Origin of the sequence: Streptomyces monashensis, from assembly GCF_001866665.1 — a bacterium.
GTDB lineage: Bacteria > Actinomycetota > Actinomycetes > Streptomycetales > Streptomycetaceae > Streptomyces > Streptomyces monashensis.
Window position 1 is genome coordinate 15,459 of record NZ_MLYO01000007.1, and the last position, 14,731, is coordinate 30,189.

General features: G+C 71.6%; 15 protein-coding genes. 5 read left to right on the forward strand and 10 right to left on the reverse strand.

The features are described 5' to 3' along the window. The first annotated feature begins 1 nt into the window (after position 1). Positions 2-421, forward strand: coding sequence for a hypothetical protein (locus BIV23_RS00640; protein WP_071378699.1), 420 nt, complete (start codon positions 2-4; stop codon positions 419-421). Here BIV23_RS00640 and BIV23_RS00645 read toward each other — a convergent pair. From BIV23_RS00645 to BIV23_RS00655, 3 genes are all read right to left on the reverse strand, one after another. Continuing rightward, the gene (locus tag BIV23_RS00645; protein WP_071378700.1) at positions 411-908 is read right to left on the reverse strand and encodes a GNAT family N-acetyltransferase; all 498 of its coding nucleotides are present in this window, start codon (positions 906-908) and stop codon (positions 411-413) included. The genes BIV23_RS00640 and BIV23_RS00645 overlap by 11 nt on opposite strands. A gap of 44 nt (positions 909-952) precedes the next feature. Then, positions 953-1,459: an RNA polymerase sigma factor gene (locus BIV23_RS00650; protein WP_071378701.1), complete on the reverse strand. Its 507-nt coding sequence runs from the start codon at positions 1,457-1,459 to the stop codon at positions 953-955. Between the two features lie 120 nt (positions 1,460-1,579). Further along, positions 1,580-2,770 carry a glycerophosphodiester phosphodiesterase gene (locus BIV23_RS00655; protein ID WP_071378702.1) on the reverse strand — a complete coding sequence of 397 codons (1,191 nt, stop codon included), beginning with the start codon at positions 2,768-2,770 and terminating at the stop codon, positions 1,580-1,582. Between the two features lie 316 nt (positions 2,771-3,086). Between BIV23_RS00655 and BIV23_RS00660 the strand changes: the two genes are divergently transcribed. After that, complete coding sequence (locus BIV23_RS00660) at positions 3,087-3,758, forward strand: lysophospholipid acyltransferase family protein (RefSeq protein ID WP_071378703.1); 672 nt, start codon at positions 3,087-3,089, stop codon at positions 3,756-3,758. A gap of 109 nt (positions 3,759-3,867) precedes the next feature. On the opposite strand, the gene BIV23_RS00665 is transcribed toward BIV23_RS00660, so the two are convergent. The 5 genes from BIV23_RS00665 to BIV23_RS00685 all read right to left on the reverse strand — a co-directional run bounded on the left by BIV23_RS00665 (position 3,868) and on the right by BIV23_RS00685 (position 9,734). Beyond that, positions 3,868-5,391 carry an MFS transporter gene (locus tag BIV23_RS00665; protein WP_071378704.1) on the reverse strand — a complete coding sequence of 508 codons (1,524 nt, stop codon included), beginning with the start codon at positions 5,389-5,391 and terminating at the stop codon, positions 3,868-3,870. Further along, positions 5,388-5,939, reverse strand: coding sequence for a TetR/AcrR family transcriptional regulator (locus BIV23_RS00670; RefSeq protein ID WP_071378705.1), 552 nt, complete (start codon positions 5,937-5,939; stop codon positions 5,388-5,390). The genes BIV23_RS00665 and BIV23_RS00670 overlap by 4 nt, the downstream gene beginning before the upstream one ends. Before the next feature lie 84 nt (positions 5,940-6,023). Further along, positions 6,024-6,995, reverse strand: coding sequence for an aldo/keto reductase (locus tag BIV23_RS00675; protein WP_071378706.1), 972 nt, complete (start codon positions 6,993-6,995; stop codon positions 6,024-6,026). A 57-nt stretch (positions 6,996-7,052) separates the two neighbouring features. Next, on the reverse strand, positions 7,053-8,480 hold the full coding sequence (gene argH / locus BIV23_RS00680) for an argininosuccinate lyase (protein ID WP_071378707.1): 1,428 nt from the start codon (positions 8,478-8,480) through the stop codon (positions 7,053-7,055). A 57-nt stretch (positions 8,481-8,537) separates the two neighbouring features. Further along, entirely contained in the window at positions 8,538-9,734 is a 1,197-nt protein-coding gene (locus BIV23_RS00685) for an argininosuccinate synthase (RefSeq protein ID WP_071378708.1), read from the reverse strand. A gap of 176 nt (positions 9,735-9,910) precedes the next feature. Here BIV23_RS00685 and BIV23_RS00690 point away from each other — a divergent pair, with 176 nt between their 5' ends. From BIV23_RS00690 to BIV23_RS00700, 3 genes are all read left to right on the forward strand, one after another. Next, positions 9,911-10,783, forward strand: a complete 873-nt coding sequence (locus BIV23_RS00690; protein WP_177239627.1) for a hypothetical protein — start codon at positions 9,911-9,913, stop codon at positions 10,781-10,783. A gap of 179 nt (positions 10,784-10,962) precedes the next feature. Further along, positions 10,963-11,550: a pyridoxamine 5'-phosphate oxidase family protein gene (locus BIV23_RS00695; protein ID WP_071378709.1), complete on the forward strand. Its 588-nt coding sequence runs from the start codon at positions 10,963-10,965 to the stop codon at positions 11,548-11,550. 3 nt (positions 11,551-11,553) lie between these two features. Continuing rightward, on the forward strand, positions 11,554-12,276 hold the full coding sequence (locus BIV23_RS00700) for a L,D-transpeptidase family protein (RefSeq protein ID WP_071378710.1): 723 nt from the start codon (positions 11,554-11,556) through the stop codon (positions 12,274-12,276). A gap of 15 nt (positions 12,277-12,291) precedes the next feature. Here BIV23_RS00700 and BIV23_RS00705 read toward each other — a convergent pair whose 3' ends face one another. Beyond that, the gene (locus BIV23_RS00705; RefSeq protein ID WP_071378711.1) at positions 12,292-13,773 is read right to left on the reverse strand and encodes a sensor histidine kinase; all 1,482 of its coding nucleotides are present in this window, start codon (positions 13,771-13,773) and stop codon (positions 12,292-12,294) included. After that, the gene (locus BIV23_RS00710; protein WP_071378806.1) at positions 13,773-14,513 is read right to left on the reverse strand and encodes a response regulator transcription factor; all 741 of its coding nucleotides are present in this window, start codon (positions 14,511-14,513) and stop codon (positions 13,773-13,775) included. The genes BIV23_RS00705 and BIV23_RS00710 overlap by 1 nt, the downstream gene beginning before the upstream one ends. Positions 14,514-14,731: the final 218 nt, after the last annotated feature.

Below are 14,731 nucleotides of genomic sequence, written 5' to 3' on the forward strand. Positions count from 1 at the left end.
CGTGACGGCGGTGCAGGAGAAGCCGGCCCGGCTGATCAGCGGGCCGGGCATGCTGCTCGTCTGGTTCTACGGCGTGATGGTCGTCGGCGCGGTGTCGCGTTCGGTGTTCCAGATCGCGACGGACTTCCAGCGGGCGCCGCTGGCCTACTCCCTGTCGGCCGTGGCGGGAGTCGTGTACGGGTTCATCACGTACTCACTCGTCCGGGGCGGGGAGACCGCCCGCAAGGCGGCGCTGGTGTGCTGCGCCGCCGAACTCGCGGGTGTGCTCCTGGTCGGCACGTGGACCGTGGTCGACAGCTCGGCCTTCCCGGACGCGACCGTCTGGTCCGACTTCGGGATGGGGTACGTCTTCATTCCCGTGCTGCTGCCGATCTCCGCGATGTACTGGCTGCGGAAGTCGCGGAGCACCGTCACGCCGTAGCGGCGTACGCCCCCGCCTGCTTCTCGAGAATGAGCAGCTCGACGCCGTCCGCGCCCTTGGAGCGGCCGACCGTCTCGTAGCCGGAGCGGCGGTAGAGACGGAGGTTGCCCTCGCTGCGGTGGCCCGTGAAGAGACGGAAGCGGGTGGCGCCCCGCTCCTCCACCAGCGCTGCCTCGGCCGAGCGCAGCAGCCGCGCGCCGATGCCGTGTCCCTGCAGGCGGGGGTGGACGCAGAGCTTGGCGATGGCGGCCGAGCCGTCCTCGGTGACCTTGCCGCGCACGGAGCCGACCACCTCGTCACCGAGCCGGGCGACGAAGACGCAGTCGGAGGCGACTTCCGCCCGGACCGAGTCCAGGGTTTGGACGAGCGGGTCGATGCGGTAATTGCCGTACAGCGCCGCCTCGCTCTGGAAGCACAGGTACTGGAGCCTGAAGATCTGCTCCGCATCCTGCTCGGTCGCCACCGAGATGGTCACGCTCATGCCCATGTGCGCACGCCTCCCGCTCACCTGATCACCTGTCGTTCCCACTCCTATCCCCGCGCTTCGCGCGCCGCAACCTCCGGTGCGAGCAAACGCCGTAGACATCCCAGACATCTGGAGCGTTCCGGGCCAAGGCTGCCCTGTGAGATACCCAACTCCCCCGCGATCTCCCGGTATGTCAGGTCCTGCGGGGAGAGCAGGGCCTCGATCAGCCGGGGGCAGCGGCCGGGCAGCCGGCGGACCGCCTCGCGCAGGGCACGGTGCCGGGCGGCGGTGACGGCGAGCTGCTCGGGACCGGGGCGGGTGTCGTCGGCCGGCTCGATGCCGTAGGGGTGTTCGCGCCGGGTGGTACGGCGGCTGCGCCGGGCCTCGGCGCGGACGGCCTTGCGCAGCCAGCCCTCGGGGTCCGGCGGCGGCCCGTCGCGCTCCAGCCGCTCCAGCAGCCGGAGCCAGACGGCCTGCTCCAGGTCGCCCGGCTCGCTCCCGGCGGCATATGCCTCGGCCGAGGCCTCGGCGGTGAGCAGCGGGCTCAGGGTGGCTACGAGGTCGTACGTCATATGCGGAACGACGCGTCGCCCCGGGAGCAGGTTTCCGGGGCGGCGCGGAGTCAGCCCGAACGGGGTGCGGCGGGCCGAACGGTTGACGGGGACTCAGGCGACTCCCGGCCGGCGCTCGGCTCAGCCGGCCAGGAAGTCGGCGCGGGCGAGCAGGCCGGTGTCGGCGTTGTCGGTGAAGACGCCGTCGATGCCGGTCGCGAAGTACGTCCTGAACGCGCCGAAGGGGTCGCCGTAGGCGTCGGCCGCGCTGCCCTTGCGGTACTCCGCCGGCAGGAACGGGTTCTCGTTGCGCATGGTGTAGGGGTGCAGGACCAGGCCCACCCGGTGCGCGTCGCGGACCAGGGTGGTCGGCTCGCCCAGGGTGCCGTCGGCCTTCTTCGGTATCACCAGGTCCAGGGTCGGGCCGATGCCCTGCGCGTAACCGGCGAGCTCGCGCAGCCCCTTGGGCGTGATCAGATCGGCGACCGTGCGCGGGTCGCCCGCCTCGACGAGGTCGTAGGGGCGGCTGTCGGCCGAGGACAGCAGCACGACGAGCGGGTTGTCGACGAGCTGGTTCAGCCGCTGGATGCTGGTGGGTTCGAAGGACTGCAGGATGACCGGCGCGTCACGGCCGTCCTTGCCGTACTTGGCGAGCAGCTTCGCCACCCGCTCCTCCAGGCCGAGGCCCAGCCGGCGGAAGTAGGTGGGGTGCTTGGTCTCGGGGTAGATCCAGACCTGCTTGCCGCGCTTGCGGGTCTGCTCGTCCTGCCACTTCAGGACCTCTTCGAACGTGGGGATCTCCCAGCGCCCGTTGTAGAGGGTGTTGTGCGGCCGGTTGGCCGGGATGCGCTCGATCGCGCGGAGCGTCTTCAGCTCGGCGAGGGTGAAGTCCTCGGTGAACCAGCCGGTGGTGGCGACCCCGTCCAGCGTCTTGGTGGTCCGGCGGTCGGCGAACTCGGGATGGTCGGCCACGTCGGTCGTGCCGCCGATCTCCGGCTCGTGCCGGCAGACGAGGTGTCCGTCCTTGGTGGGCACCAGGTCACCGGCCTCGACCACGTCGGCGCCCAGGTCCAGCGCCAGGTCGTAGGAGCCGAAGGTGTGCTCGGGGCGGTAGCCGCTGGTGCCCCGGTGGCCGATGATCGTCGGCACCGGCAGGCTCTTCAGGCCCCGGGCCGCGGGCCGCGCGCCGCGGGCCTCCGCCGCGGCCGCGGCGTCCGGCAGTCCGAGGACCGACCCGCCCGCTCCGAACACCGCCGCGCCGAGGATCGCCCGCCGTCCGGTGGTCCGGGTCCGGGTGTCCTGAGTCCGCTCGTTCGCCTGGTCGCTGCCCATGGGCGTCTCCTGCCGTCTTCGTCCGCCCATGGAGCCCGTGTGACTCCGGGGCACGTGTCAACTCGTGAGGTCCGGCCGATCGTAGGGGCGTGGTCATGACCGAGGGGAGACCTGTGTCCGAACGCCGGGGTGACACCGTGTGACCTGTGGCAGCCGGCCGCCGGGGCGTCGCCGGGCGGACACCGTCGGTAAACCCACGTCAACACTTCGTAAGACCTGAGTGAACCGGGCGTCCCCGATGTGCGTTCGGCAGGGCCCCGCGAGTAATGTCCTCACCTGCACAGACTCATAACGCCTCTCGGCATCGGAGGACCCGTTGTCCCGCTTCCGGCTCATCAAGGCAGTGCTCGGACCGATCATGCGCCTGATGTTCCGCCCACAGGTGGAGGGCGTGGAGCACATCCCCGGGGACGGGCCGGTGATCCTGGCGGGCAATCACCTCACGTTCATCGACTCGATCGTGCTGCCGATCGTCACCAAGCGCCAGGTGCACTTCATCGGCAAGGACGAGTACGTCACCGGCAAGGGCTTCAAGGGCCGCCTGATGGCGTGGTTCTTCACCGGCGTCGGCATGATCCCGGTGGACCGGGACGGGGCGAACGGCGGCGTGGCCGCGCTGATGACCGGGCGCCGGGTGCTGGAGGAGGGCAAGATCTTCGGGATCTACCCCGAGGGCACCCGCTCGCCCGACGGCCGGCTGTACCGGGGGCGCACCGGCATCGCGCGGCTGACGCTGATGACCGGTGCGCCGGTGGTCCCCTTCGCCATGATCGGCACGGACAAGCTGCAGCCGGGGGGCTCCGGCATTCCGCGGCCCGGCCGGGTCACCGTTCGCTTCGGCGAGGCGATGGAGTTCTCGCGGTACGACGGGATGGACCGGGACCGCTATGTGCTGCGGGCCGTGACCGACTCGGTGATGGCCGAGGTCATGCGGCTGGGTGGACAGGAGTACGTGGACATGTACGCCACGAAGGCCAAAGCCGCGTAGCGCCGCCGGCAGTCGGGCCGGTCCTCGGGTGCGGGTTCGTGGTCGCTGTTCGCGCCCACACGGCGGGGCCGCATGCCAGACACAGCCCCGCGCCCCCAGGTACCTCACCTCATCCGGCGCTTTCCAAGTTCTGCCCCTTCAGCAGGAACCACGCCGCCAGTGATGCCGTCAGCAGGACCGCCGCTCCCGCGCCCGAGGCCAGCTGGAGGCCGTGGACGAAGGATTCGCGGGCGGCGTCCAGCATCTGCTCGGCCGTGTGCGCGGGCATCTTCGTCGCTGAATCCGCCGCGGCGCCGAGTGATTCGTGAGCCGCTGCCGGAGTTCCCGCCGGGCCCGTGAAGTCGCGGTAGACGCCTGTCACGATCGAGCCCAGCAGGGCGATGCCCAGGGCCGCGCCCAGTTCGTACGCCGTCTCGGAGACCGCCGAGGCGGCGCCCGCCTGTTCCTTGGGCACGCTGGAGAGGATCACGTCGGCCGTCACCGTGAAGGAGAAGCCGGCCCCGACGCCGACGACCAGCAGTGCGGCGCCGAGGACCGGGTAGCCCGTCGACACCCCCAGCGTCGTCAGCGCGGCCAGGGCGAGGCCCACGGCGGCGAGACCGCCCGAGACCACGGTCCGTACCGAGAAGCGGCGGGCGGCGCGGCCCGCCAGCAGGCCGGCCACCACCGCGCCGACGGCGGCGGGCAGTTCGGCCAGGCCTGCCTCGAACGGACGCCTGCCCTGGACGAGTTGCAGGTACTGGGAGAGGAAGAACACCAGGCCGGACATGCCGAGCACGGTCAGCAGGTCGGCGAGGACCGCCCCGCTGAAGCCGCGCCGCCGAAACAGCCGCATGTCCAAGAGCGGGACCGGCATGGTGAGTTGGCGGCGTACGAAGCCGTGGAGCGCGGCCGCGCCCAGCAGGCCCGCGGCGAGCGTGGGCCAGGTGAAGCCGTGGGTCGCCGCCTCCTTGACCGCGTAGACGACGCCGATCATGCCGACCAGGGACAGCAGGACGCTGGCCAGGTCCCAGGGGCCGGGGTGGGGGTTGCGGGACTCGGGCAGCGTGCGGATGCCGACGAGGACGAGGACGGCCATCACCGGCAGGTTGATGAGGAAGACCGAGCCCCACCAGAAGTGTTCGAGCAGGAACCCGCCGGCGATCGGGCCGACCGCCGTACCGGCCGAGGCGGTCGCGCCCCAGATGCCGACGGCGAGGCTGCGCTCGCGCGGGTCGTGGAAGAGGTTGCGGATCAGGGCGAGGGTGGCGGGCATCAGGGTCGCGCCCGCGACACCGAGCAGCGCCCGCGCCAGGATCATCAGCTCCGGTGTCGTCGCATAGGCGTTGAGGACGGAGATCGCGCCGAACGCGGTGGCGCCGAGGAGCAGGATGCGCTTGCGGCCGATGCGGTCGCCGAGGCTGCCCATGGAGACCAGCAGACCCGCGATGACGAAGGAGTAGACGTCGCCGATCCAGAGGAGCTGGGTGCCGGAGGGGTTCAGGTCCTCGCTGATGTAGGGGGTCGCCAGGCCGAGGACGGTGGCGTCGACGGCCACCAGCAGCACGGCCAGGACGAGGACGGAGAGCGCGAGCCAGCGGCCCGGGCGCTTCTCCAGCTCCGTCGCACCGGCCGGCTGCAGGGTGCTGGTCATGATTCCTCTCTTCGTACGGCGCCGCCGAGCAACAGCTCGGCGACCATGGTCGGGAAGTCACGGGCGGCCACGCGGCCGTCCAGGGTGGCCCAGGCACACGAGGCGATCAGCCCGTACAGGGCCTCGGTGAGCCAGACCGGGGTGAGGTCGATGCGGAACTCGCCGGTGCGCTGGCCGCGCTGGAAGACCGCGCCGATGCGGGCGTCGAGTCGCTGCCAGCCGTCGTTCTGCCGGTCGCCCTCCCACAGCTGGCTCTCGCCGTAGAGGAAGGCGAGGAGTCCGGCGGCGGGCTGGATCTCGCGGACGAGTCTGCGGACGGCCTCGCCGGCGGGCCCGTCGTCCAGCCGGGCGCGGCTCACGGCCCCCTCGCACTCCGCGATGCCGAGCGCCTCCAGCGCCCGGACGAGCGCGTCGCGCCCGGCGAAGTGGCGGTGCAGCGTGGCCCGGCTGATCCCGGCGGCCTTGGCGACCTCGTCCATGGTCGCGGTGGACTTACGGGTCAGCAGGGCGGCTGCGCTGCGCAGCACGTGGTCACGATCCAAGGCCATGAGACAAGAGTAGCCCACATGAGACATATTTGTCTCACACTGGGCGTGTGCGGCTCATAGGTGCTGGTCAAAGAGGGTGTCGGATCAGTGCCAGGGCAGCTGTCCGCGACGCTCCCAGTAGGCGCGCGGGTCCTCGGCGAGCGTGGCCAGGCGGGTCATCTGATCCGCGTCGAGGTCGACGGCGGGGGCGTGCAGATTCGAGAAGAGCTGCGGGACGGTCGCCGCGCCGGAGAGGACGACGCCCGCCCAGGGCCGGCGCAGGATCCAGGCGAGCGCCACGGCGTCACAGCCGAGGGAGGTCTCCTCGGCGACGGCCCTCAGCATCTCCGGGGCATGCGGCGCGGCGAGCCGGCCGTTGGCCATGCCCTCCTTGACGATCACGGTGAGCCCGGCGTCGTGCGCCTCGGCGAGCGCGGGGGCGGCGGAGTGCTCCAGGAGGTTGTACGTCGACTGGACGGTACGGAAGAGGGGCTTGCCGTCGACGGTGATCGCGAGGGCGGCGCGGATGGTGTCGGCCTGGGCGGGGCCGCTGGTGGAGAAGCCGACGCTCACGCCCTGGGCGGCCGCCTCGGCCAGTTTGACGTGCAGGTCCTTGTCGGTGAGGGCCGGGCTGTCCGGGGTCAGGGAGTGGATCTGGTAGAGGTCGAGCCGGTCGCCGAGCAGCACGTCGGTCTCGGCGCGCTGGCGTTCGTAGGTCGCCAGGCCGTGGTCCTTGACCTCGTGCTTCTCGGCGTCCGTGGCCCAGGCGGCGGTGTAGGTGTAGCCCCACTTGCTGCCGACGACCACGTCGTCGACGTCGGGGCGGGCGTTCAGCCAGTCGGCGAGGAACTCCTCGGAACGGCCGTAGGAGCGGGCCACGTCGAAGTAGCGCACGCCCTGCGCGTAGGCGGCGTCGAGGAGTTCATGGGTGCGGTCGCGCAGGGCGTCGACGCTGTGGTTCTCCCCGAGGTCCTCGTCCCGGCCCAGGTTGATGTAGCCGGGACGGCCGACGGCGGCCAGGCCGAGGCCGATGTGGCACGTCGGCGTGGTGGCGGTGGCGAGGCGGGCGAAGGGCATCGCGGGCTCCGTTCGGTCGGCTGACTGACGACCAACGTAACCCGCGACGCCCGCGCGTCACTTCTTTGCCTCGGCCCACGCGTGCTGCGTCGCCACGTCCGCCTTGAGCTCCGCCAGCTGGACGGCGACCGCGCCGGGCGCCGTACCGCCGCGGCCGCTGCGGGAGGCGAGGGCGCCCGGGACGTTGAGCACGGAGCGCACCTCCGGCGTGAGATGCGCGGAGATCTTCGCGAACTGCTCGTCCGTGAGTCCGTCCAGCTCCTTGCCCTCGGCCTCGGCGACCTTCACGCACTCCCCCGCGACCTCGTGCGCCACGCGGAACGGCACGCCCTGCTTGACCAGCCACTCGGCGATGTCGGTGGCGAGCGAGAAGCCGGCCGGGGCCAGCTCCTCCATCCGTTCGCGGTTGACCGTGAGGGTGGCCATCATGCCGGTGAAGGCGGGCAGCAGCACCTCCAGCTGGTCGCAGGAGTCGAAGACCGGCTCCTTGTCCTCCTGGAGGTCGCGGTTGTAGGCGAGCGGCAGGGCCTTGAGCGTCGCCATCAGGCCGGACAGGTTGCCGATCAGACGGCCGGACTTGCCGCGCGCCAGCTCGGCGATGTCCGGGTTCTTCTTCTGCGGCATGATCGACGAGCCGGTGGAGAACGCGTCGTGCAGGGTCACGAAGGAGAACTCCTTCGTGTTCCAGATGATGATCTCCTCCGCGATCCGGGAGAGGTTCACGCCGATCATCGCGGTGATGAAGGCGAACTCGGCGACGAAGTCGCGGGAGGCCGTGCCGTCGATCGAGTTGCCGGCGCTGCCGTGCTCGAAGCCCAGGTCCTTCGCCACCGCCTCCGGGTCCAGGCCGAGCGAGGAGCCGGCGAGGGCGCCGGAGCCGTACGGCGACACGGCCGTGCGCTCGTCCCACTGGCGCAGCCGCTCGGCGTCCCGGGACAGGGACTGCACATGGGCCAGGACGTGGTGGGCGAAGAGCACGGGCTGGGCGTGCTGGAGGTGGGTGCGGCCCGGCATCGCGACGTCGGGGTGGGCCTCGGCGAGGCCGACCAGGGCGTCCTGGAGGTCGGCGATCAGGCCGCCGATGATGCGGGCGTGGTCCCTGAGGTACATCCGGAAGAGGGTCGCCACCTGGTCGTTGCGCGACCGGCCGGCGCGCAGCTTGCCGCCCAGGTCCGGGCCGAGACGCTCCAGCAGGCCGCGCTCCAGGGCGGTGTGCACGTCCTCGTCGGCGATGGTGCCGGTGAAGGTGCCGGCGGCGACGTCGGCCTCCAGCCGGTCGAGCCCGTCGATCATGCGGGTCAGCTCGTCCTCGGTGAGCAGCCCCGCCTTGTTCAGGACACGCGCGTGGGCACGCGAACCGGCGATGTCGTAGGGCGCGAGCCGCCAGTCGAAGTGGACGGACGCGGACAGCTTGGCCAGGGCCTCGGCGGGACCGTCGGCGAAACGGCCGCCCCAGAGCCGGACGTCACCGCTGTTGCTGCTCACTTGCGCTGCTCCTAGAGAAGGTGGGTGGGTCGGTTGTGGTGCGGGTCGGGCGCCAGGCTATGCCCGCAGGTCCCGCCGTGCGGCGATCCGCGAGGACAGGCCGTGGATGTCGATGAAGCCCTTGGCCGCGGCCTGGTCGAAGGTGTCGCCCGTGTCGTAGGTGGCGAGGTCGAAGTCGTAGAGCGAGGTCGCGGAGCGGCGGCCGGTGACGACGGCGCGGCCGCCGTGCAGGGTCATCCGGATGTCGCCGGACACATGCGTGCTCGCCTCGTCGACGAAGCCGTCCAGGGCGCGCTTGAGCGGGGAGAACCACTGGCCGTCGTAGACCAGTTCGCCCCAGCGCTGCTCCACCTGCCGCTTGTAGCGGGCGAGTTCGCGCTCGACGGTGACGTTCTCCAGCTCCTGGTGGGCGGTGATCAGCGCGATCGCGCCCGGCGCCTCGTACACCTCGCGGGACTTGATGCCGACGAGCCGGTCCTCGACCATGTCGATCCGGCCGACGCCCTGGGCGCCGGCGCGCTCGTTGAGCCGCTGGATCGCCTGGAGGACGGTGACGGCCTCGCCGTCGATCGCGACCGGGGCGCCCGCCTCGAAGGTGATGACCACCTCGTCGGCCTCGCGGGGGACGGCGGGGTCGGCGGTGTAGTCGTAGACGTCCTCGATCGGGGCGTTCCAGATGTCCTCCAGGAAGCCCGTCTCGACGGCGCGGCCGAAGACGTTCTGGTCGATGGAGTACGGGGACTTCCTCGTGGTGGCGATCGGGAGCCGCCTGGCCTCGCAGAAGGCGATCGCCTTGTCCCGGGTCATCGCGTAGTCGCGGACCGGCGCGATGCACTTCAGGCCGGGGGCGAGGGCGACGATGCCGGCCTCGAAGCGGACCTGGTCGTTGCCCTTGCCGGTGCAGCCGTGGGCGACGGTGGTGGCGCCGTGCTCCTGCGCGGCGGCGACCAGGTGCTTGACGATGACGGGCCGGGAGAGTGCCGAGACCAGCGGGTAGCGGTCCATGTAGAGGGCGTTGGCCTTGATCGCCGGGAGGCAGTACTCGTCGGCGAACTCGTCCTTGGCGTCGGCGACCTCGGCCTCGACGGCCCCGCAGGCGAGGGCGCGCTTGCGGATGACGTCCAGGTCCTCGCCGCCCTGGCCGACGTCCACCGCCACGGCGATGACCTCGGCGCCCGTCTCCTCGGCGATCCAGCCGATGGCGACGGAGGTGTCCAGAGCACCCGAATAGGCGAGTACGACGCGCTCGGTCACGGGTTACTCCTCACACGGCCATTCCCCTGTCATGCATGAGTATGCAGAGCTCTGCATGTTTCGTCAATTGAGGGGAGTCGTGAACGCGGGCAACCGCTTTCCCGTACTTCCACCCGAACGCAGGCGCCGCGTCTCACACACCGCTGAACCCACCCTTGACCAAGTGAGGCATCCGCATGTCCAGGGCTCTCCCGAAGTACAACAAGCGTCGCGTGGCCTTCATCGGCGGCACTGCCGCCGTGGTGCTGTCCGGCGCCGTGATCGCGGGCTCGGCCCTCGCCGGGACGCCCGGCGGGAACGACGGCGCGACGAACGCCCGCACACTGGCGAGCCCCGGGACGATCACCTGCCCGGACGTCGCCTCGAAGCTCCCGGCCGTCCCCGCCTCCGCACAGGCCGAGGTCACCCGCAACCTCGCCCTCCTCCAGACCCAGATCCAGGAAGCCAACAACCGTTTGCAAACAACCGTCGGCCAAGGCGGACCCAACTTCGTCAACAACGCCATCCTCGGCCCCCTCAAGGACAAACGCGTCTCCACCATCGACCGCATCGCCATCGCCATCGGCCGCAAGGGCACCAAGCCCACCGGCCTCGACTCCCTCGCCGCCTGCACACTCAACGGGGGCGGCACGAACAAGGGCAGCGCGAACAGCGGCAACGCCAACGCGGGCGGCGTGAACGCCGGCGCCGACGCCGCGCCGAGCGTCTCGGCGAGCCGACAGTCCGGCGGCTCGGCGACGACCGGCAACACGGCGGCCGGGACGATCACCTGCCCGGACGTCGCCTCGAAGCTCCCGGCCGTCCCCGCCTCCGCACAGGCCGAGGTCACCCGCAACCTCGCCCTCCTCCAGACCCAGATCCAGGAAGCCAACAACCGTTTGCAAACAACCGTCGGCCAAGGCGGACCCAACTTCGTCAACAACGCCATCCTCGGCCCCCTCAAGGACAAACGCGTCTCCACCATCGACCGCATCGCCATCGCCATCGGCCGCAAGGGCACCAAGCCCACCGGCCTCGACTCCCTCGCCGCCTGCACACTCACGAAGTGAGGTAGCAGGCACCCGGGGCCGCCCCGACAAGCGCCGGCCGGGGCGGCCCCGAGATGCCCGCACTTCCCCAGGTCCCCGGGCCCTCACGGCTCCACGTCCTCACCTCTCCGCATCCTCACCTCTCCGCATCCTCGCAATTCCTTAGACAGGCGAAGGAGTTTCCCCGATAATCGTTAGACATGGGAAAGACCTATGAACACATCGACGGCCGGCTCCGCACGTTCATCGAGGAGCAGCCCCTGTTCTTCACCGCGACCGCCCCGCTCTCCGGCGACGGCACCGTCAACCTCTCCCCCAAGGGGCTCCGGGGCTCCTTCGCCGTACTCGACGAACTGACCGTGGCCTACCTGGACTTCGCCGGGTCCAACGCCGAGACGATCGCCCACCTGCGGGAGAACGGGCGGATCACCCTGATGTGGTGTGCCTTCCAGGGCCCGCCGAACATCGTGCGCGTCCACGGCCGGGGCGAGCCGGTCTTCCGCGACGACCCGCGCTTCCCCGAGCTGCTCGCCCATTTCCCGGGCATCGACCCGACCCCGCACGGACTGCGCGCCGTCATCGTCGTCCACGCCGAGCTGGTGCGGGACACCTGCGGTTACGCCGTCCCCTTCATGGCGTACGAGCAGGACCGCGACCTGCACGAGAAGCGCTTCGCACGCGAGGACGACGACTCCCTGGGCCGGTACTTCGAGAAGAAGGAACACGTGGCGACTAGCCTGGACGGCCTACCCGGACTGCCGTTGCCGCTGCCCCCGTCTACCGTCTGAGCCATGCGCCCCGGTGTCGTCCTCGCCCTCGTCTCCGCGTCCTCGCTCGCCCTGCTCGGATCCGGCCCGGCCCCCGGTGCCCGATCCGGATCCGAGTCCGATCCGCTGCCCGCGCGGATGGCGGACACGGGCGGCGGCACCCAGCTGATCACCGCTCAGGCACCGCGCACCGACTCGACGTCGGGCACGGTCACCTGGTGGGACCTGCGGGACGGGCAGTGGGTGCGGGCGGGCTCGGCACCGGCACGGTTCGGCGCGAGCGGACTGGCGGAGGGCGCCACCCGCGAGCAGGGCACGAACACGACCCCGACCGGGCTGTACGGCCTCCCCTTCGGCTTCGGCATCAAGGCGGCGCCGAGCGGCACGGCCGTCACGTACCGTGCGGTGCAGGACAGTTCATGGTGGTGCCAGGACAACGACTCGTCGTCGTACAACCGGTGGGTCGACCCCCTGCCGGCCGACTGCCGGGCGTCCGAGTCCGAGCACCTGGTCTCCTACACCGCGCAGTACGCGTACGGCCTCGTCATCGGCTTCAACTACGACCGCCCGGTGCGCGGACGCGGCGCCGGCATCTTCCTGCACGTCAACGGGCAGGGCGCCACGGCCGGTTGTGTGTCGGTGCCGGAGGATGCGATGCAGCGGATTCTTCAGTGGGCCAGGCCCGAGAAGTCGCCGCACATCGCCGTGGGGACCGACAGCGGCGCCACCGCGGTGACCCGGTACTGAGCGCCTCGCGCACCGTCAGGCCGGCAGAACCACCCTGAACGTCGTACTCCCCGGTCTGCTCTCCAGCCCCACGCTTCCCCCGTGCGCCTCCGCCACGGCCGCCACGATCGACAGGCCCAGGCCCGCGCCGCCGCCGGAGGCGCCGGGGCGGCGGCGGTGTTCTGCCCGGGTGAAGCGTTCGAAGACGCCCGGCTGGACGTCCTCGGGGACGCCGGGGCCGTCGTCGTGGACGGAGAGGACGGCGGCGTCCGGGTCGCGCTGCAGGATGACCGTCACCTTGGTGCCCACAGGTGTGTGCAAACGCGCGTTGGCCAACAGGTTGGCCAACACCTGGTGGAGGCGGTGGGCGTCGCCCGGGACCGTGACCGGGTCCTCGGGGAGGTCCATGGACCAGCGGTGGTCGGGACCGGCGGCGCGGGCGTCGGTGACGGCGTCCAGGACCAGGTGCGTCAGGTCCACCGGCTGCCGCTCCAGCGGGCGGCCCGCGTCCAGGCGGGCCAGCAGGAGCAGGTCGTCGACCATCTCGCCCATGCGTGAGGACTCGGCCTTGATCCGCTCCAGGGCCCGGGTGACCTCGGGCGGCACCGGGCCGGGGTGGAGAAGGGCCAGTTCGGCATGGCCGCGGACCGAGGCGACCGGGGTGCGCAGCTCGTGGCTGGCGTCGGCGGCGAAGCGGCGCAGCCGTTCCTCGCTGGCGTGCCGTTTCGTCAGGGCGTCCTCGACGTGGCGCAGCATGCGGTTGAACGCCGCGGCGACCCGGCCGACCTCGCTGCGCGGGTCGTGGTCGGGGGCGCGCGGCGGCAGCACCACCTCGCCGGTGGCCAGCGGCAGCTCGCTGACCCGGGTGGCGGTCGCGGCGACCCGGCTCAGCGGGCGCAGCGACCAGCGGACCCAGAGCGCCCCGGCCACCCCGGCGGCGGTCAGGGCCAGGCCGAAGACGACCACCGCGACCAGTTCGAGGCGCTGGACCACGGCCCGCACCGGCTCCGTCGGCAGCCCCGTGATCAGCACGTCGCCGTCCCGGCCGCGCCACGCCATCATGCGGTAGTCGCGCAGGCGCGACAGGCACACGGTGTGGCCCGCGCCGTCCACCGGGATCCGGGCCAGGGCCGCGCGGTCGTGCGTGGTCAGCGTGATGCTGAGGTCCTGCCTGTCGCTGGCCGGTACGACGGCCGCGCTGGTGACCCGGCCGGCCAGCAGACGGGCGCCGAACGTCTCGGCGGCCTGGCGGCGGGTGTCGCCGTGCTCGTCGCCGTCGTGGTCCGAGGGCTTCGAGGGTGTGTAGGTGCCGTGCTCCAGGCTCTGCGGGAAGGCCGTGCCGGTCTGCTGGAGCTGCTGGTCGAGCCGGCGGGTGAGGAAGCCGTTCAGTTCGACGACGGCGGCCACGCCGACCGCGGCGCAGCTGATCGCGAGCAGCACGACCAGCCCGGCGGTGAGCCGGGCGCGCAGGGTACGGGGGCGGGGCAGGCGGCGCAGGAACCGTGGCAGCGACGACATCAGCGGGTCGCCGGTCTGAGGACATAGCCCGCGCCGCGGACGGTGTGGATCATGGGCTCGCGGCCCGCGTCGACCTTCTTGCGCAGGTAGGAGATGTACAGCTCGACCACATGGGCCCGGCCGCCGAAGTCGTAGGACCAGACCCGGTCGAGGATCTGCGCCTTGCTGAGCACGCGGCGCGGGTTGCGCATGAGGAAGCGGAGGAGTTCGAACTCGGTCGGCGACAGTTCGACCAGCTCGCCGGCCCGGGTCACCTCGCGGGCCTCCTCGTCCATCACCAGGTCGCCGACGACCAGTCGCGGCCCGTCCTCCAGCTGGCGGGCCATGCCCGCGCGGCGCAGCAGTCCGCGCAGCCGGGCGACGACCTCCTCCAGGCTGAAGGGCTTGGTGACGTAGTCGTCGCCGCCCGCGGTGATGCCGGCGATCCGGTCCTCCACCGCGTCCCGTGCCGTGAGGAAGAGCACACAGACGTCGGGCTTCACCTCGTGCAGCCCGCGCAGCACGGTGAAGCCGTCGGTGTCGGGGAGCATCACGTCGAGGACGACGGCGTCCGGCAGCAGGTCATGTGCGGTGCTGAGGGCCGAGACGCCGTCGCCGGCGGCGCGCACCTCCCAGCCCTCGTAGCGCAGGGCGCCGGTGAGCACCTCCGCGAGGTCGGGGTCGTCGTCGACGACGAGGACGCGCAGCGGAGTGCCGTCGGGGCGGGTGAGGGCCGGGCGGCCGGAACGGGTCGTGTTCATCGCGCCTCCCAGCATCACCCCTGCCGGCGGCTGCGGTGTACCGCCTGACCTCTGAGTTTTCTGTGAGTGCGCTCACCGCCGCCCCGGCGCCGCCCGCCCCGCCCCGCTGAACGCCGGATGAGAAACCCCTCTGAGTCTGCTGTCGAAAGCCCTGGTCAGAGGGGTGGCTCAGAGGTGGCTCAGAGATTCGGCGGGCACAGTGGCCGGGCATGACGGAC

Coding starts and splice junctions, on each gene's coding strand:
- BIV23_RS00665 (WP_071378704.1), bottom strand. CDS start 5,391: ATGACCAGCACCCTGCAGCCGGCCGGTGCGACGGAGCTGGAGAAGCGC.
- BIV23_RS00655 (WP_071378702.1), bottom strand. CDS start 2,770: ATGGGCAGCGACCAGGCGAACGAGCGGACTCAGGACACCCGGACCCGG.
- BIV23_RS00710 (WP_071378806.1), bottom strand. CDS start 14,513: ATGAACACGACCCGTTCCGGCCGCCCGGCCCTCACCCGCCCCGACGGC.
- BIV23_RS00695 (WP_071378709.1), top strand. CDS start 10,963: ATGGGAAAGACCTATGAACACATCGACGGCCGGCTCCGCACGTTCATC.
- BIV23_RS00645 (WP_071378700.1), bottom strand. CDS start 908: ATGGGCATGAGCGTGACCATCTCGGTGGCGACCGAGCAGGATGCGGAG.
- BIV23_RS00700 (WP_071378710.1), top strand. CDS start 11,554: ATGCGCCCCGGTGTCGTCCTCGCCCTCGTCTCCGCGTCCTCGCTCGCC.
- BIV23_RS00650 (WP_071378701.1), bottom strand. CDS start 1,459: ATGACGTACGACCTCGTAGCCACCCTGAGCCCGCTGCTCACCGCCGAG.
- BIV23_RS00670 (WP_071378705.1), bottom strand. CDS start 5,939: ATGGCCTTGGATCGTGACCACGTGCTGCGCAGCGCAGCCGCCCTGCTG.
- BIV23_RS00705 (WP_071378711.1), bottom strand. CDS start 13,773: ATGTCGTCGCTGCCACGGTTCCTGCGCCGCCTGCCCCGCCCCCGTACC.
- BIV23_RS00675 (WP_071378706.1), bottom strand. CDS start 6,995: ATGCCCTTCGCCCGCCTCGCCACCGCCACCACGCCGACGTGCCACATC.
- BIV23_RS00690 (WP_177239627.1), top strand. CDS start 9,911: ATGTCCAGGGCTCTCCCGAAGTACAACAAGCGTCGCGTGGCCTTCATC.